Origin of the sequence: Bacteroides sp. AF34-31BH, from assembly GCF_003602795.1 — a bacterium.
Lineage (GTDB): Bacteria > Bacteroidota > Bacteroidia > Bacteroidales > Bacteroidaceae > Bacteroides > Bacteroides uniformis.
In genome coordinates this window covers 17,939-36,715 of sequence record NZ_QTLV01000008.1, presented here as the reverse complement: position 1 = coordinate 36,715, position 18,777 = coordinate 17,939, and the positions used below count along the sequence as shown (strand labels likewise).

Annotated in this window: 10 protein-coding genes; 2 read left to right on the top strand and 8 right to left on the bottom strand. The window is 45.3% G+C overall.

All coding sequences use genetic code 11. From position 1 onward, the window contains the following. Positions 1 to 13: 13 nt before the first annotated feature. From DWZ67_RS12990 to DWZ67_RS12955, 8 genes are all read right to left on the bottom strand, one after another. Positions 14 to 1,936, bottom strand: coding sequence for a RagB/SusD family nutrient uptake outer membrane protein (locus DWZ67_RS12990; RefSeq protein ID WP_120138995.1), 1,923 nt, complete (start codon positions 1,934 to 1,936; stop codon positions 14 to 16). Positions 1,937 to 1,952: 16 nt separating this feature from the next. Further along, the gene (locus tag DWZ67_RS12985; protein WP_120138993.1) at positions 1,953 to 5,039 is read right to left on the bottom strand and encodes a SusC/RagA family TonB-linked outer membrane protein; all 3,087 of its coding nucleotides are present in this window, start codon (positions 5,037 to 5,039) and stop codon (positions 1,953 to 1,955) included. A 178-nt stretch (positions 5,040 to 5,217) separates the two neighbouring features. Next, positions 5,218 to 6,411 carry a glycoside hydrolase family 172 protein gene (locus DWZ67_RS12980; protein ID WP_044468754.1) on the bottom strand — a complete coding sequence of 398 codons (1,194 nt, stop codon included), beginning with the start codon at positions 6,409 to 6,411 and terminating at the stop codon, positions 5,218 to 5,220. Positions 6,412 to 6,442: 31 nt separating this feature from the next. After that, entirely contained in the window at positions 6,443 to 7,891 is a 1,449-nt protein-coding gene (locus DWZ67_RS12975) for a glycoside hydrolase family 125 protein (protein WP_120139070.1), read from the bottom strand. A gap of 101 nt (positions 7,892 to 7,992) precedes the next feature. Then, positions 7,993 to 9,975, bottom strand: coding sequence for a glycoside hydrolase family 97 protein (locus DWZ67_RS12970; RefSeq protein ID WP_120139068.1), 1,983 nt, complete (start codon positions 9,973 to 9,975; stop codon positions 7,993 to 7,995). A 41-nt stretch (positions 9,976 to 10,016) separates the two neighbouring features. Then, positions 10,017 to 12,929 (bottom strand): GH116 family glycosyl hydrolase, encoded by a 2,913-nt coding sequence (locus tag DWZ67_RS12965; RefSeq protein WP_120139066.1) that lies wholly within the window; start codon positions 12,927 to 12,929, stop codon positions 10,017 to 10,019. Between the two features lie 93 nt (positions 12,930 to 13,022). After that, positions 13,023 to 15,119 (bottom strand): hypothetical protein, encoded by a 2,097-nt coding sequence (locus DWZ67_RS12960; protein ID WP_120138991.1) that lies wholly within the window; start codon positions 15,117 to 15,119, stop codon positions 13,023 to 13,025. A 22-nt stretch (positions 15,120 to 15,141) separates the two neighbouring features. Then, positions 15,142 to 16,548, bottom strand: coding sequence for a DUF4185 domain-containing protein (locus tag DWZ67_RS12955; RefSeq protein WP_120138989.1), 1,407 nt, complete (start codon positions 16,546 to 16,548; stop codon positions 15,142 to 15,144). Between the two features lie 333 nt (positions 16,549 to 16,881). On the opposite strand from DWZ67_RS12955, the gene DWZ67_RS12950 reads away from it, so the two are divergent. Together DWZ67_RS12950 and DWZ67_RS12945 are read left to right on the top strand one after the other, a co-directional pair. After that, the gene (locus DWZ67_RS12950) at positions 16,882 to 18,114 is read left to right on the top strand and encodes a site-specific integrase (protein WP_117703095.1); all 1,233 of its coding nucleotides are present in this window, start codon (positions 16,882 to 16,884) and stop codon (positions 18,112 to 18,114) included. Positions 18,115 to 18,131: 17 nt separating this feature from the next. Next, positions 18,132 to 18,524 (top strand): hypothetical protein, encoded by a 393-nt coding sequence (locus DWZ67_RS12945; RefSeq protein WP_117703096.1) that lies wholly within the window; start codon positions 18,132 to 18,134, stop codon positions 18,522 to 18,524. Positions 18,525 to 18,777: the final 253 nt, after the last annotated feature.

The following is an 18,777-nucleotide window of genomic DNA, read 5'->3' as shown; positions in this document are numbered from 1 at the left end:
CTCTAATTATTTATTAATATCCGGGAGCTTGTCTCAAATTGGGATTGATGTCCATCTGAGCCTGTGGAACGGGCCATAAATACATCCTTTTGTTAAAGGTACGGCTCTTGTAGTAGGTTCTCTTATAGAAAGCCTTCGGATTGTTCACATCGTCGCTCTTCTCAGAACCGTCATGATTCATACCATAGAGCTTACCACCCAGGTGTTTGTCGGCAATCTTCCAACGACGGAGGTCATGGAAACGGATACCTTCACAATTAAACTCTACCCGACGCTCCTGCTGAATGGCGGCACGCATCTCCTCCTTGCTCAGCCCTTCCTTCAAAGCGGGAATTCCAGCACGTTCACGAATCAAGTTCACATACTTATATACATCGGGAGTGGGAGCTGGCGAAGACTCGTTCAATGCTTCCGCATAGCCCAAATACGCTTCAGCCATTCTGTATAAGATACCCGGCTGATATACATACTTTCCATCTCTGGGAAGTACATCCAAAGAGATTCGCTTACGGACATTATAACCGTTCTGCGGAGAGTCGAAAGTCATATCCGTATCACGGCCTCCTTGAAGGAAGTCCACACGACGGTTATCAACTCCCAGCCATGCGCCATTATAGATGACGGAAACATAGAAGCGAGGCTCCCGGTTGCAATACATGTTGTAGGTACCTTCTTCTGTTACCGGGCTTACACCGGTTTCTTTATTGGCAAGGTTCGAAGGTCCGCCGCCCGGCCACTTCGTGGTTCTATACTCTGTATTGGTAGAGAATCCGTTTTCCACATACCCCGATTCCGGGTTGATAATGGGCGAACCATCCTCGTTATATCCCAATATAGGCATTTCACCGTTCTTCATATAAAAAGCGTCCACCAGCTCCTGAGTGACACCCATAGCGGCATTTCCACCGATACCTTTCGGCAGATGATGAGCCTGCCAGTAGTTCAGGTCCACATTTTCGGGGCGTCCGAAAAGAATCTCCTTGTTGCCTTCTGAGAAGCGTTTCAACGACATGTTGTAGTAAGACATGAAGGGGTCGATGCTTCCATCCACATTATATTCATAGTACAGCTTATGTCCGGCTGCTTCGGCTGCCTTTATCAAGTCCAGATGAGCTTTGGCAGCCTTTTCCCATCTTTCCGGCTTGGCTTCGGCATCAAAAAGGAATTCTCCTTCCGAATTCTTCCAGTCCTCGAGGTCCGGATTTCCGTTGAACAACGGGCTTGCGGCAAATAGCAACGTTTTGGCACGTATTGCCAAAGCCATGATAGAGGTGGCCCTGCCCCAATCGGTATTGTTGGGATAGACAGCGGGCAGATGTTCTGACACTTCCAGCAGCTCTTTGTCAATCCAATCTACCACTTCGGCATAGGGTCTTTGGGAAGTCATCATCTCCGATTCGGGCGCATCGACGGAAACAAGCACACCGGGAGTAAACGGTATGGCACCATACAACTCAATCATCAAAGAGTAATAGTAGGCTATCAGGAAGCGGACTTCGTACTTCATCTGGTTGACATAAGATTCCGTCAGGTCTTTTTCCGGAAGAACTTTTGCCTCTTGCAAGAAGATAAGGCCGGAACGTATGCGCTTGTGCAATTCTACCCAATAATAGGGGTCCCATGTAGAGATAGGACTCCAGTTTCCGGTGGTGTAGGCATACACATTGCCCCATCCATACGGCGACCAGTCTTGGGGAATGGTGATATCATCGCCCATGATGTTATAGCCCTGTGCCTTGAAATACCCCCACATGGGGCTGGGAATAGATGAATAGACACCTGCCAACCAGTCTTCGGTCCTTATCTTATCCGTGAAAATCATCTCCATGGTAAGCTGGTCATCGGGAGCTTTATCCAAGAAATCGTTGCAACTTGTTGTCAATGCCAGGGTGCACGACAATAAGACAGCTTTTACTATAGATTTATATTTTTTCATTTTCTTCGTATCTTGATTAATTGTTGAAATTGATGCTAAAGCCCACTGATACAGATTTCATCTGCGGGTATCTCAATCCATCGGTAGTTTCCAGTTCGGGATCCCAAAGCTTGAAGTCGGAAAACGTCAGCAGATTGGTTCCTCTTGCAAACAAACGGCAGCCGCGGATGCCAATTTTGGTAGTCCAACGTTGCGGAAGGGTATATCCAAGTTCCAGATTCTTCAAGCGCAGGAAACTCATGTCACGCAACCACCATGTGGAAGCTTGTTCATTGTTTGCCACAGCCTTGTCTCCCATACGGGGCCAGAATACATCTTGCCTCGGATTTTCGGGTGTCCAACGGTCGTCAATATTCGAATAGATGTTACCGGCACCTAAAGAGGAACCCGGTAACCAGGTCTCTCCGCCCAGGAGCTGGTAGGTTTTACCTGTTCCTTGGAAGAATACTCCCAAATCGAACGACTTATAGCTTACTGTAGCTCCAAAACCATAGACAATCTCAGGAATACGTGTACCGCCAATGGCTGTTGCATCTACTGCGGTCACTTCACCATCCCCGTTCAAATCCTTGTATTTAATGTCACCGGGACGCAGGTTACTCATATCACTGAATTTTTGTGCGGGAATCCCTTCCTTAAGCATACCGTTTTCATCGAAATCATCTTCCGTAAAGAGCCTTTCGGCTATCAAGCCAAACAATTGCCCTACAGGCTTACCGGTCTGCGAACGGTATGTACCCAAGATGGCGGCAGGTTCGTCTATTTCCACAACCTTATTGTGTGCGTAGGTATAGTTTGCCATAGCGGAAATGGCCCAATCGCTATTGAACTTGTGGTTGACATTCAAAGACACATCAAATCCCTGATTATCGACCTTGCCATAATTGGCCCAAACAGGGCGGTTGAATCCGGCAGAACCAGGCACATTCTTACGCTGCATGAAGATGTCATCGCGCTTTTCCTTGAACACATCCACTACGAGGTTCACGCTACCATTCCATAGACCTAAGTCGATACCGGCATTCATCTTGGTCACGGTTTCCCATGTCAAGTTGTTCACACCGATTTCGCCTTCCGAACGTCCAAGGCGATAGATTTCCGCATCTGTACCCCATCTGTACGAACCGGTATTGACAATGGTAGAAATATAGGCGAAACGTCTGTTACCACCAATGTTACTGTTACCGGCCTTACCCCAAGTAGCTCTCAGCTTCAAGTTGGAGATGACATCGGAAACCGGCTCCATGAATTTCTCGGAAGATACAATCCATCCCAACGCCACGGCGGGGAAGAAGCCGAAGCGCTTGCCTTTGGCAAAGTTCTCGGAGCCGTTGTAACCGAAGTTCAGCTCGGCAACATAGCGGCTGTCGTAAGTATAAGAGAATCTTCCGGCTATGCCTTGGGTACGATAGGGAAGCGCATCACCATTGTCATACTCCTTCTGGTTGTAGAGGAACATGGCGTTCACATCGTGCACTTTGCCGAAAACACGATTGTACGAAAGCATTCCTTCCAGATAGATGGACTGGTCTCCCCATTTAGCTCCTTTTTCATAGCCCAGGAACTCTTGTCCGGTGGTCTGCACATCAGTGATGATGTTGCCCTCTGCATCGCGTGCGGTGGCGGGATTGTAGTAATAGGGGTTCTTGGAACGTGTCACGGAAGTTGCCGAGAACTTGTCAAAAGAGAAGGTTCCCTTGAACTTCAGTCCCGGTGTGATGAACTTCAAATCCTGTTCCAACGATACTAGGGATTCAATCTTATTGTGGTTTAGTTTTTCGTATCCACGCTGTGTGGCCCACGCCCAAGGGTTCTCCTTGTGCATCACACGGGGAATGCGTCCATCGGCATAGATGGCCGGATGCACGTAAGGAGGTACACGCATGGCTTGATAGAAAATGCCCTGATTGGTTTCCGTGTCTCCCGGAGGAGCGTTACGGGTTTGCAGGAACACGCCCACATTGGCACGGAACAAGGTAGTGGGAGTCACATTCACATCTACATTGGAACGTACCGTATATCGGCTCACCTTCAGGGAAGAGTCCCACTCCTGGTTCTTGTCGCGTTCAATAATACCGTTCTCATTGTAATATCCTGCCACCAACGCATAGCGAAGGATGTCCGTACCACCGTTGACGCTAACGTTTGCCTTCGTGTTGTCTGCATGGTCTTTGGAGATGATGTCCCACCAATTCACATCGGGATAGAGTTCCGGGTCGGTCTGATTCTTGTAGTTCAGCAAGGTGGCTTCGCTGGCAAAGGGGGCTCTACCTTGCTCGGCATACATTTCGTTAATCAATTCCAGATACTTCACACTGCCGATGTAATCGGGTATCTTGATGGGTTGCGTAAAGGAGTGTTCGAAGCGGACGTTCACCTGCGGCTTTCCAATCTTACCACGCTTGGTCTCAATCATCACTACACCGTTGGCACCGCGCACACCGTAGACGGCACTAGCGGCGGCATCCTTCAACACGGAGAAGGAGGCGATTTCTTCAGGATCGATGTCGTGGAGCGAACGCTCGACGCCGTCCACCAATACCAGCGGATTAGTATTGCCGGTAAAGCTACTGATACCACGAATCCAGAAGTCGGAGTTATTGAACCAAGGGTCACCACTACGCTGAACCGCAATCACACCGGGAACCATACCCGCCAGGTTGTTACTGAGCGAACGGCTGGGAGCCGCGGCAAGCTTGGCAGGCTCGATATTGGTGATGGAGCCGACCACAGAAGCTTTCTTCTGCGTTCCGAAGCCCACTACCACCACTTCATCAAGGGCTGCCACGTCTTCTTCCAAAGCTACATCAAGCACTCCTTTGGAACCTACCGCTACCACTTTGTCCTTGAAGCCGATATAAGAGAACCTCAATGACGGCTTATTACTTTTCAACGTAATCGTATACGTACCGTTGATGTCCGTCACCACACCATTGGAGGGGTCTGCCGCCTCCGTCACATTCACACCGATGAGCAACTCACCCTGTGCATCCATCACACGTCCGGTCACCTTCTTAGGCGACTGGGCAAATGCCGAGCTACTGATGCACAACAGTAGCATCAGCATCCAGCCCACAAATTGCTTTTTGGGAATATTCTTCATTTCGTACCTTTATTAATGATTTATTGAATTTGCTGCTCCGTAGAACTATTCTTCCATAGTCGTGCCATTATAGTGGCACAACTTTGCCAATATAGAGGCACAGTCTTGCCACTATAGTGGCAAGACCCCGGATATAAATATCAGCCTATGAATGTATAGAAAAGAGCGCTACCAAAGCTTACTCGTTGCCCCACAGAGTGGCTTTGTTACCCTTGGACTTACGCCAAGCGTCACGCCAACGATGTATGTCCATGTGATTGATGAAAGGCTTCGGTGCTCTTTGTGCTTTCGTAGGAGCTTCTGGAAGAGCAACGGCTGAATCTTGATACCAATAGGCAACGGTTGCCAAATCCAACGTCAAATTATTATTAGAACCATGCTCTATCGTTCCTTTAACACTCTTCTCAAAGAAGATGGGATCAGCTATGAAGAAGCGGTAAACATGGGTACGTCCCAACCAGCCGATGTCATTATTTACACGAGGATACCCGAAATAAGGATGCGAGAATGCCTCTTTAGGACACCAGGAAGTATTGAAAAAATCTTCCGTACCCGTTCCTATCAATGAAGGTGTTTTTTCTCCGTCAATGAACCACATATCATCCCCTTCACCATACCACATAGTAGTAGGACAGTGTACATAGTAGTTAATACCAACGAAATGACCTTTTCCTTGTGTCTCTACAAACACGTAATTGTCCTTACCGGTAGTATTCGGTTTCTGCTCTCCGGTAAGCCCCCATTCCGTTTCACCTTCGGGAAGGGCCTCCGTGAGGTTATGGTTGTACCACGCATGGAATCTGCCCATATCTTTGGGAAGCTTGTCCATTTCCAGATAATCTACATAGAAATAGAAGGCATCGATATTCCTGTCACTTTGATTCTCGATTTCAATACGTGCTCCCTTTTCAAAAGGCATGGTAAAGTAGCAAGACATTCCGGTACCGTTTTCAGGACCTGATGAAAGAGGCAATGATGCATAATTATATCTTTCGTCCCATCCTTGCCCAAAGAAAGGTCCGATAGGAGACTCTACAGAGGGATAATCGTTGCCATCCCAATACATACGGATAATAATATCATTTCTGCTCAACGTGGGAGGAGGAGGCGCAATGGTTACCCAAATATGGTTGATGGCCCCTGCTCCCTTGATGTCTGCAATGATACGTTTCTCACCCGGCTTGAAAGGTTCCAGATGATCTCTGTTGCCTCCGGTAGGGTCTGTACTGGAGATTCTTTTGTTCTTTACACCCGATTTCAACTTTGCCAAGTCAAACATTTCATTCGTCATGTTCGACTGTGCAAAAACAGCAGGAAAGTACAATCCCAAAACAAGGGAAAGCAACAAACTGAATTTTGTAATTCTTCTCATGATTTTTTGTTTACATTGATTAATTAGATGATTAGTATTCCAATAAATAGGGTTTCTCATTGAATGTTTTCCACAGCAATTCTCCAAACAATGTATTGGCCCATGCAAACCAGCTCCTTGTGAATTTCTTGGGGTCATCCTTGTGGAATGACTCGTGCATGAATCCGGTACCGGCATGCGTTTTCTGGAGCATCCGGATACATTGCTGTAACTCTTCATCGTTTTGAGCGGTCAGGGCTTTCATTATCAGACTCATCGGCCATATCATGTCTGTACCAATATGATGTCCTCCTATCCCTTCAAAATAAGAGCCTTTAAAGAAATAAGGATTGTATTCCGACCACACGAATCTTCTGGTATTGGCATAAATTGCATCATCACTATCAACACCACCCAGATAGGGTAACGCCAGCAGATTAGGGACGTTGGCATCATCACTAAGATAAGCCGATCCAAAGCCATCTATTTCAAAAGCATAGATTTTACCGAACTTCGGATGATTCACCACGGCATACGTCTGTAAAGCATTATAAACTTCTTTACTCAACGTCAACAGTTCATCAGCCAATACATTGTCTTTGGTTATCTTTTGAACCATTTCGGAAGCCTGCCTCAAACTGGCCACCGCAAAGAAATTGGACGGGACGAGAAAAGGAAAGATAGTGGCATCATCACTAGGCCTGAAAGTAGAGCAAATCAATCCAACCGGATTTACTTTATAACCCACTCCACCCATAGGAACAGCATCTATAGCCCATTCCGAAGTTCTGCGAAAGCTATAAGGCCCGTTACCATGTTTTCTCTGCTGTTCCTTGCAGACCCTTAAAATGGTTTCTATCGCCTTCTTCCATTGCGCATCGAAAGGAGAAGCATCATTTGTCTTTTTCCAGTATCCATATGCCAGGCGAATGGGATAGCAAAGCGAATCCAACTCGTATTTACGCTCATGAATACCCGGTTTCATCTCCGTATGATCGCTGTTCCATCTTGTATACTTCGTATCATCATCATAAAAGGCATTGGCATACGGATCCTTCAATATAAAGGAAGTCTGCTTATTGATAACGCCAATTATCAGTTTCTGCAGGTTCTTATCTTCAGACATGAAATCCAAATACGGATATACTTGGGCAGAACTATCCCTTAACCACATGGCATCAATATCACCGGTAATCACATATGTATCCGGTCGGCCATCCTTTTCTGAATAAAAAACGGTTGTGTCCAACGTATTCGGAAAACAATTCCCAAACAGCCAGCCCAGTTCTTCATTCTTGACCTTCTGTTTAAAAGTAGCAATGGCCTTTTCAATGGCAGGACTTTTGAAGTTCCTTTCCGATATAGGCTTCCTTACTCTTGGAAACGACGAAAAAGAGGTAGCTGTCGAAGCTACGCCTGAATTCGCAAACATCAAGTTTTTATTCAGCGCATATCCTGCCCCCAAAAGGCCCACTCTCTTTATAAAATTTCTTCTGTTCATGCTATAAATCCATTGATTAAAAATATTATCCTGGAACAATCTTCTTATCCTAACAAACTAACAACTGATTGAAATACAATTTCAACTGATAAACATCACCCTTATAACCTTCTGATATGTAATAGCGCTCCTCCATCCTTTGCCAGATTCAATTCAATGATATCCTTCCTTGTAACTTTCCGTACCTGTCTGTCCAGATTGTTTGGATTCCGCTCCACATCCTCCGCATCGGTATAGATCGTTGCCTGGTAGTCCCCCTCACTAAGGAAGTCCAATTCCAATTTCAGATCCCTTTCCGTACCGTTGTTCAGCGAGCCTACCCACCAGTCCGAACCGCTCCTGCGGGCCACCGTGACATGCTCATTCATCCTTGCCAGCGGAACTCTTATCTCATCCCACGTTCCCGGCACGGTACGGAGCACCTCGAACCCCGGTTGACCTTCATAAGCCTTTGGCGTATCGCACAACGAGGTAAGATGGTTTTCCAAAACCACATACATGGCCAACATATGGCAGCGCGTGCTCATTACATGAGGATTTACATACTGTATCTTGAACTCCGAGCGCGGCAGTGCCCTGAACCCTCCCAGGTGATAGTCCGTCGCTCCCGCCAGCATCCTGGTGAAGGGTATCGCAATGTCATGGTCCGCATTCACCAGCGTGTCCCATTTGCATACTTCATAGTTGAGTGTCCCTTCCCGTGTGAATTCATTCGGATACGTCCTTACCAGTCCGGAAGGCTTGCTCGACCCATGGAACTGTATGAACAGTCTGTGTCTTGCCGCACATTCCAGTATCTCTTCTTGGATGCGTATCATCTCTTGGTCATTACGGTCCATGAAGTCCACCATGAGTCCTTTTACTCCCCATCCCTCATAGAGCGCAAAGGCTTCTTCGAGTTTGTCGTACAACGGTCTCCAGTGTACCCACAGATGTATGCCAACCCCCTTGCTTCTTGCATATTCCACAATTCTCGGCATGTTCAGGCACGGTATCGGTTTTGTAACGTCCGCATTGGGTCCCGCCCATCCGAAATTGAAGTTGTCATCATAGTACCAAGGAGTCTCCGCATATCCGTAGATTCCATGTGCATCCAAGCCATTGCGTGCTGCAAAATCGATGTAGTACTTGTTTGTATCGAAGTTGTTTCCCGGAGAGAAGGTGCTGTCTGGCACGACATTCCCGTTCCACCATGTAAACGTGGTCCTGCAAGGCTTAATCCATGAAGTGTCTTCAATCCTGCAGGGCTCGTTCAGGCTTGTTAGTATATTCGTCTCCAGCAATCCTCCCACCCGGTCTGCAACGGAGATTACGCGCCACGGGGTACGGTGCGGGAAACTGTCTGTCTCGACCTTTATCTTCTCCTGCCCCAGTTTTGGCGAGAGCTTTCCAGTCAGCCCACCCTTCTCCTTCATCAGGTACATTCCCGCATAGTCCCGTATGGCCGCTTCGGTTATGGCCACTGCCACCCCGTTGTCGAACTCGAATGTGGCGGGCATCTCTATCAGCCTTTTCCTTGCCACCTTGTCATATCTTACATGACTGTATACCCCTTCGTGTGTATTCACATACCCGGGCAGGTACATGAGCAACGCCATCGGGTTTCCTTGCAAGTTGAACTGTGTCCTTTCATCGTACATCACGTATGAATCCCATGCTTTCTGTTCCGGAAATTCATATCTGAATGCTATCCCGTCATCGAATGCCCTTACAACCAGGTTTATCAGACGGCCGGAATCTGACCGTTCCTGCATGGGAACGGTCATTTCATTGCAACGGCTACGTACACTACTTGTCTTGCCGACAATGAGCTTGTATGTCTCATCAATCTTTTTACGCTGCACCTTTCCTGCTTTAAGATTCCTTCCGAACTCTCCGCTATCAAAGCTGAAACCAAGCAAAGAATTTGTTATAAGAGGCTGCTTCCTATAGTCGATGTCATATGAAACACTCTCCGACGTCACTTTCAGAGAAAATCTAAGTTTTCCGTCAGGAGACGATACAGACATTCTCTGCTGTGCAGAAACAGCTATAAAACAAAATAGTGCAACACACAAAACAAGAAGTTTCTTCTTCTCTGTCATCTTAATCTGTCTTTGATTGTACATCCCTATCCTAATTGACCTCAATCCACAATCTTGCCTGAAACATTATAGCGTTTCACATCAATGTTGCCATAAACCACGTTCAACACAGGCTTTCCTGCTTTCCATTCAATAGTTCCGAAACCGGTATCAGTACTGATGAAACTTTTGAAATCACCAATCTTAGAATTGATGTACATGGTTTTGTCAACAGCATCATACCGCACTCCTGTAAGCCCCTGCAACATTCCATAGCTTGCCATGGCACGTGCATACCAGTGGCCGCACTCTATCTCATTGAATGGGTTTCTTACTCTTCCATCATATCTCTCACGGCATTCACGGACAATATCCAAGCCCTTTTCCACCTCACCTTTCATCATCAAATGACTGGCAACCTGATATTCGATACCGGTCCAGACTTCATTGCTGTATACAAAAGGCAGTGACAGCATACCACCCTTCGGCCATGTGCAAAGCAATAATCCGCCATCCTTACCACAAGCATACACCGGTCTTTGAGGATTGAAATGGTCTACCAAGTCATGTTTCAGATTGTATTTGTGTACGGCCACCAGATGGCTCCTGACCTTTTCATTGTCCAGCACTTCATCCAGTCCGCATACGGAAGCCATCCACATCCCTAAAATTCCATCGGACAGACAACCGGTACCGTATTGGTATTTTGGCCCTTCTTCCTTCAGCAATTTCAGGGCCTCATCGGAATAACTTCCCCCGAAAGACATTACATCAACCGGATTGGGAGCCTGAAGCCCTTCCCACTGAATCTTCTGTATGAAATATTCTCCATCGAAGAGTGCAGTTTCCATGTATTTCTTGCCTTTTGACAGCAGGGCCGTATATTCCTTAACGGGTTGCTTCAGCTCCTTGCCCATCTCTATAAACGCAGTCAAAGCTCCCAAATAGAAACTTGTACACATGCCGTCCGGTCCCCAGAACTCGATGTCATAAGTATTGTGGTGCGGCTCTTCAAGATAGCCCTTATGCAAGGGGTCCCATGTACGGATGCAATAGTCAAGACTCTTTTTCACTGCCGGGAAAAGGTCTTTCATCCACTGTGTATCCCCGCTGATACGCCATTCACGGTAAATTTTCATAATCCCACCCAACTGTCCGTCGGCAGCAGCATGGAAGTTGTGAGGCGGTGCCGAAATAGGCAAGTTGACTCTAAAATTCTGGTGTCCTTCCGTATTCTGGCTTACCCTAAATTCCGTTTCACGCAAGGTTCTTTCCAAAGACGGGAACAAATGGGGCAAAGCCTGTGCATAATTCCACACATGCGTACAACTTCCGTGACAAGAGCCAAAAGAATCCTGGCATCCTTCCCAAGCCCAAAATCTTCCATCCCATTGACGCAATACCGTAGGAGATTTCAATATAGTTAAATTAGCAGCAACAGCCTCCAGTACTTCTGCCGGCAAAGAGGAACTATAGAATGCATCACTGAACAGCCGGCTGTTCTTTTCCAGCATCGCCTGATTTGCATCCCAATAGCCGATAACCTCATTCAAACTCTTGAAACGCTCCGAGTACCAAGGTCTGTAGGTAGCTTCGACATCTCCTTCATCTGCCAGGAATTGTTTTTCTTCTTCAGAAGAATCCACAACCTGCCAGTCTCCCCAACTGTTACTTTCAAAATCGGCAAGTAAGGTGGATGTAGAAGACAAGTTGTAAATATCTTCATTCCTATTGTCTGTCAACACAAACTGGTCGGCCAGAATATGTCCCCACGGATAAACATCCAAATCAATGACTTTCACAAAAGCCTTCTTTCCTTGATAAGGTTTCAAATCCCATACGGTTTCACTCAGAGTCTCCGTCTGATTTCCGACCGCCGTCTCTACAATCTTTCCGTCTACTACAAGATTTACAGAAGTACGGTCAGCCTGACTGCCTCCACCTACCAGAAACTTCAGATATCTTTTCCCAATATTGAATTCAGGAGACTGAATAATACCCGTCAGTCCATCTCCACCCTTATCGAACGAGTTCAGCAACTGCTTGCCGACAAAGCCGCTCACAGGTTGCTGACCGGAAGCCGTTCCCTTGCAGGGCATCCCCGTAAATGCCTGTCCTACCTTTCTGGCACCACCGATAGAAAGGTTTGAATCGGGCAGATACCAGCAGAAGTTTACCTTGACTGTTTTTGTCTCTCCCGGCTGCAACGTCAGCGGAACATAAACAGACGCTCCCGGAGCAACACCCTTAACCGGCTGCTTATCAGCGATCCGCCCATAGCGAATATTATCCCAAACCACAGTCTGCGGATCGAACCAGGCACCACGGAACCAACAATGGTCTACAACAGCAGCAGCATTGTCCACATAAATAGCTAGCCCACTGTTGTTCTGATCGGATTCTAAAACAAACCCGTTCTTTACTCCTCGGATAGTACCCTGACCATCAATGAAATTTTTGGTATTATAAGAAAACACGGTTTCGATAGCCTTATCGGAAGTGTTTGTAAACTGATATTCCAGTACTCCAACCGGTAAGCTGGAATTGTCCGCATCCGTCGGAATGAAAGGACTCCAACCCGTAATCTTTGCAGCCAAAGGCATATCCTTGTCTTTCAAATCTACAGTTGCAAAAGGGAAACGTGCCTGGAATACCGCTTCTTCAAAGCGTGGAAGACCGTACGTCTTGTCTCCCCTACCTAAACCACTCTGTGCAGGACCAAATAACTTCCAAGTCGGAACCTGCCCTTCCAATACCTTTGCTCCGTTCTCAACCCCCTTTACATAAATCGCAGCAAAGGTATACGGCTCATTCATCACATCAGGATGGTGTCTGAGAGACACATGCGAAATGGCACCGGTTCCCTCCAAACAGAACATTCCGGCGCCGATTCCCCCTATAGGAAATGCAATCTTATCCAGATATTCCTTTTGATACTTACCGTTAAACTCCCGCCCTTCACTGTTCTGGGACATTGCTTTACCCGGAAACAGTATAGCCACATTAAATAGGGCCAATAAAGTTAAAGTTGATCTTACCATAGCTGAATTATTAATGTTAACGAATCATTATTCTATTTTTCCAAATTTATCAAGGAGGCGGTTGTACGCTTCAGCCGCTGCTCCATTTCCCCAATCATAGATTGTAAACTCACCCATACCTTCACCTGCCGGATTTGTACGGCCGCCATGCCCGTAATTTTCCATCATGAATCCATAATCCTCTGAAGCAAAGAACGGATGAACTTTTTCCCATTGCTGTTTGGTTTGAGGATTTTCAGTACAATACATCATTACAAAAGATGCCTTAAGTGCAGCATATCCCCGTTCTATATACTCTGGCTTATCAAGAAGTTTTCCATATTGAATGATGAGTTCGGAAAAAAGACTTTCGCGTGAATCATTCCATTCACCATCGGCATTCAACACACCAAAACCACCCAATACATTTACATACATGTATGGCGGCTGCCACGATGCTTGGGTCATCAGCAATTCATCAAGTGTACGCTGTCCATAATCAAGATATTCTTTATTTGAGGTAAGACGATAGCACTCCAGTAAGGCTTCAGCTGTCCAGAACATTGAAAAATTATTCTGTTTATGCATATTGTTCCGCAAAACTTTTTTACCTACCAAGTTATCCGAACCGTAACGAGAACAAGACCAATAGGTTTCAAAGTCTTCCCACTTCCCAACCGGGATAATTTCATGGATAACTGCATTCATGGCTCTAAATGCTGCCCGTTTATACTCTTCCTTATGTGTAAGCTCATACAGTTTAAGTAAAAAAGTAACTGATAAAGATGTTTCAGGAGAAGCATTCAAATGGTTCATCGGCTGCATTGTCTTTAAGTCAAGCCAGCCAGGGAAAAAACCATTTTCATACTGTATTCCAAGTAAAGCCATCGCATAATCTTCTGCATAAGCCAAAAGACGGGCATCTTTTTCTAATTCATCATACCACCGAAGCATCAACAATGCTGTCCAACTCATATCAAGAATATGATACGGAGATTCTTTCGGATTCCAGGTATAAGGATTTCTGTTGGAATTTCCCCAATAATAGGTATTCCACCCCTTGCTCCGATTATACTTTTTACCATCAATCTCTACTTCATGCATTTCCGTACCGATAAGTCCATAGAAAAAACCATTCCTCTGCGGAAATGACAGAGCCAGTTCTTTTGTCAAATTTGCTTTTGCAAGAAGCTCCCTATTACCGGTTCTTCTTGCATATCGATATAATCCACTTGCAGAACGCAATGAACTGAACCATGCCTGATTCCAGATAGAACGAAATTCACGTTCATTAATCTCTCCCGGATAATTAGGACTTTGAGTAACATTCACAATGAATACGGGAGCACCCACTTTTTTCCCATCTAACTCAAATTGCTGCCACACATTTTCTGACCATGAATTAAAAGCCCAATTATAAGTATGTTTCACATACGTTTCTAGGTTTTCCTTCACCGGATTACCTTTCTCATATGCAGCATGCCCCCATCGACTCCACATAAATTCTAACGGCTTCTTAAAAGGATTCCGCAATACTTCCTTGCTATCAGAATACATCAAATAAAAGCCTATTTCAATATCTCCTTTTGGGTAAGTAGTTTCTTGATCACGCTCAAACAGAACGTGTTCGGATACATGGTTATTACACATTCCGAGAATAAGTGTATTAGAGGATGCGTCCATATCCATATACCATCGTACAGGAGTCCCCTTCTGCATAATATCCAAATCGGGAATAAGAATAAGAGTTTGATGATCGTCTGCTACAATAAGGGCAGGAGAACGGAATACATGTTGATCGATGACATTTCTATCAGTAGGAGTAAGATGTGGCGCCCAATGGAACGAAGGTAAAAAATCCGGCTTTACGGCTATACGCCAATCACCTTGTTGAACAGAGTTTTTAAGCGAAAAAGAAAGGTTTATGTACAAAGTGTTGTTATCTATCACTTTCACATGGCTTTTTCCTCTCTCAATTCCTAATAAATCATACTGTATAGCATCAATAGCTTTACTAAAATTTTTCGGAAAAACACCCTTATTCAACTCAATTCTCTCTTGTGCATCCCAATGCTCTTGAGCACAGATGCCTATGTTGGACATTATCATCCAAACAAAAGTTATAATTAATGTGCGTGTGTTCATGATATTATATTTATCAATATAATTAAAACTCTCCCATATCAGCCAATTCAGCCTTCATTAAAAAAACATTATAAGGCATCCACATTGACATCGTAAAATATAAATTATCACCAGTTACCGACAACGGATGAATGTAAGAACCATACAATTGGGCATACTCTCTACCATTAGCAAGCTCATAGGGTTCACTCCATGGGCCAGTTATGTCTTCTGCCGTACGCATAGTTATATTATATCTATCTGCATTGAAATAAGCAATTATCCATTTCTTATGTGTCTCATTATATATAAAAGAAAGTTCACCAACCTTATCTTCTATTAATACAGTTGCCTCATTTTCATTGCCTTTTATCCATTGATTAGTAGAAGCATTCCAATATTCATAAGCTGTCTTATTCTCAATATCTGTTTCATGAAATCGTGCTAATTTAGCATTGCTATCCCTCCCCGTTTGAGTACCTATCATATAAACATATCCATCTTTCTTAAAGTACCCTACCTGGCCAAAGAAACTATAAGATGAGAAGGTTATATCTTTACATTTAGCCCATGTCAAACCATTATCAACCGACTTATATATTCCCGAATAATTTGTAATCCATCCCGTCCAATTTCTCATATTAAAATAATGCACATAATCTATTCCATTAGCACGAATAGCAGCTGTTGGGATAGAAGTCCAATCACCATTACCTGACGAATCTTTTCCTCCATATACTATCTCGCGGGCATACCCTTTATCATCAGTAGCCATATTACTGAATGACAATCCATCTTCTAAATCATTATCCTCCGAGAAAGCCAGCACATTACTACGCCAACTCCCTCCGTTAGGTCCAGGATTAGCCGGATTCGGTTTAAAGTCATACCCAAAAGTATCACCAAAGAAAATTCCATATTTTCCGGGCTGCATCTCCCAAATAATGCCAAGATCTGTTCCTCCTACATTCCATTTTGTCGCAGTATTATTAGGACTTGGAAAGTTTTCTCCATTTATTATACTCCCTGTAACGCGAGCTATACGAGTAACATTACGAATAAAAAAACCCCAACGGTTATCCACATTCAAAGAGAGTTCTTTCGACATATTACCATCTTTGTAAAAGGCAGCCAATACTAGCCGAAAATTCTGTGGATCTGTTTTTTGGATGGTATAATTGAAAATATAATCAGACGTAAGTTCGCTTTGACTTATCTTAGCTGAATAGCTGTCACCTACACTCTTTCTAACCAGCAAATAATCTATGGCATCAATATCCTTAAAATTCAATGTTGTTGATACAATTTTTGTATCCTTATTTGGAATCAAATGAGTATCCAAAGGTATAATTTCATCAATAGGAATATAAGTTTCAGTTTCTTGTTCAGAAGTACAAGAAACAAATAAAAATATAAACGAAGAGAATACTATAAATAATATGTTTTTCATGTCTATTGATTCATTTTTCAATTTATCGTAACCAGATAACCCATTCGCCTTATATCAAATATTAAAATAAACACATAGCGAAAAAGTAAATTTGGGCAAAGCGTAGCGAATTAGCTGATAGAGCGTTCGTTACGCTTTGTTTTTCTATGGGGCAGAGCCAACGAAATACCACCTCGAAGCCAAACGGTGCAGAAGTTCAGTTACCACCTCGTTACTCCCGTAACGGGTGCAGATTTTTTGCTAAAAGGTTCTGTTTCTGCGTTTTGCGTAGATTTACATAGCTGTCGGTAACTCACTAATAACTAATTTTGTAACCAAAAAAAGGAGTGAGTTATGCGTAGTACATTCAAGGTATTATTTTACGTGAAGAAAGGCAGCGAGAAGCCGAACGGCAACCTGCCTTTAATGTGCCGTATCACGGTGGACGGCGAGATTAAACAGTTCAGTTGTAAGATGGACGTTCCCCCACGGTTGTGGGACGTGAGGAACAGCCGTGCTTCGGGCAAGAGTGTCGAAGCGCAGAGAATCAACCTTGCGGTAGATAAAATCCGTGTGGAGGTAAACCGCCGCTATCAAGAGTTGATGCAGACGGACGGTTATGTTACCGCCGCCAAACTCAAAGACGCCTATCTCGGTATCGGCGTCAAGCAGGAAACATTGTTAAAGCTGTTCGAGCAGCACAACGCCGAGTTTGAGAAGAAAGTCGGGCACAGCAGGGCGCAGGGTACATTTACCCGTTATCGGACGGTCTGCAACCATATTCGGGAGTTCCTGCCCCATACCCACAAGCGTGAGGATATTCCGTTAAAGGAACTCAACCTCACGTTCATCAACGACTTCGAGTATTTTTTGCGCACGGAGAAGAAATGCCATACCAATACCGTGTGGGGCTACATGATTGTGTTGAAACACATCGTTTCCATAGCGAGGAACGACGGGCGTTTGCCGTTCAACCCCTTTGCAGGATATATCAACTCTCCCGAAAGCGTGGATAGGGGCTACCTCACCCAAACGGAGATACAGACGCTCATGGACGCACCGATGAAGAACGCCACCCATGAACTTGTACGGGACTTGTTCGTCTTTTCGGTGTTCACGGGTTTGGCGTATTCCGACGTGAAGAACCTCACCACCGACCGCCTGCAAACATTCTTCGACGGCAACCTGTGGATAATCACCCGAAGAAAGAAGACCAACACCGAATCGAACATCCGTCTTTTGGACGTTCCCAAGCGTATCATAGAGAAATACAAGGGGCTGGCTCGGGACGGTCATGTTTTCCCCGTTCCGAGCAACGGAAGCTGCAACAAGATACTCAAAGAGATAGGCAGACAATGCGGCTTCAAGGTACGCTTGACCTACCATGTTGCACGTCACACGAACGCCACGACCGTACTTCTGTCGCACGGCGTACCCATCGAAACGGTGAGCCGCCTTTTGGGACACACGAACATAAAGACCACCCAAATTTACGCCAAAATCACCGCCCAGAAGATAAGCCAAGACATGGAAACCTTGTCGCACAAGTTGGAGGATATGGAGAAGAATATCTGCCGAGCCATCTAATTAAGAACAGAATACCGATGAAAGAAGAAAAGAACATTATCACGATGGACGGGCAGGGCAATATCTCCCTGCCGAGCGATATAGGCGCAACCGCCATGACCGAGCGGGAAATCTGCGAACTGTTCGGGGTTATCGCCCCGACGGTTCGGGCAGGGATAAAGGCACTCTGCAAAAGCGGAGTTTTATCTATATATGACATAAAGCGCATTATCCGCCTATCGGACAAATACAGCGCGGAGGTTTACAACCTCGAAACGATAGCCGCCCTCGCTTTCCGTGTCGAATCGTTCGGGGCGGCGAAAGTCCGCAGGGCATTATTAGAGAGGATTATACACGGGCGAAAAGAGAAAACGACGGTATTCGTGTCGGTTGTTTCGGACGGCAAGCCCAACAGCCGTTGGAAAGCATGATGATATATCAACATACCAACATGCAAACATACCAACATATCAGCATACCAACATACCAACATGCAAATCTATCACTATGGTGATAGATATTGCAGGTTCTATTCCTCTTTTCAGAGGAAAGCGGAGCAATCATTTCCGTTTACAAAGGCAAAGCAAGCACGGGGCTTTATGTCGGCTAAAAGGTCAGGCGGCTGCGCCGTTTCCCGATAAATCTTCCTCTCGCTTCGCTGCGAGCGTATTTATCGGGAAAACC

Bases quoted from the DNA above. Each gene is read 5' to 3' on its own strand.
- DWZ67_RS12950 (WP_117703095.1), top strand. From the start codon at position 16,882: ATGCGTAGTACATTCAAGGTATTATTTTACGTGAAGAAAGGCAGCGAG.
- DWZ67_RS12960 (WP_120138991.1), bottom strand. From the start codon at position 15,119: ATGAACACACGCACATTAATTATAACTTTTGTTTGGATGATAATGTCC.
- DWZ67_RS12980 (WP_044468754.1), bottom strand. From the start codon at position 6,411: ATGAGAAGAATTACAAAATTCAGTTTGTTGCTTTCCCTTGTTTTGGGA.
- DWZ67_RS12955 (WP_120138989.1), bottom strand. From the start codon at position 16,548: ATGAAAAACATATTATTTATAGTATTCTCTTCGTTTATATTTTTATTT.
- DWZ67_RS12975 (WP_120139070.1), bottom strand. From the start codon at position 7,891: ATGAACAGAAGAAATTTTATAAAGAGAGTGGGCCTTTTGGGGGCAGGA.
- DWZ67_RS12945 (WP_117703096.1), top strand. From the start codon at position 18,132: ATGAAAGAAGAAAAGAACATTATCACGATGGACGGGCAGGGCAATATC.
- DWZ67_RS12970 (WP_120139068.1), bottom strand. From the start codon at position 9,975: ATGACAGAGAAGAAGAAACTTCTTGTTTTGTGTGTTGCACTATTTTGT.
- DWZ67_RS12965 (WP_120139066.1), bottom strand. From the start codon at position 12,929: ATGTCCCAGAACAGTGAAGGGCGGGAGTTTAACGGTAAGTATCAAAAG.
- DWZ67_RS12985 (WP_120138993.1), bottom strand. From the start codon at position 5,039: ATGAAGAATATTCCCAAAAAGCAATTTGTGGGCTGGATGCTGATGCTA.
- DWZ67_RS12990 (WP_120138995.1), bottom strand. From the start codon at position 1,936: ATGAAAAAATATAAATCTATAGTAAAAGCTGTCTTATTGTCGTGCACC.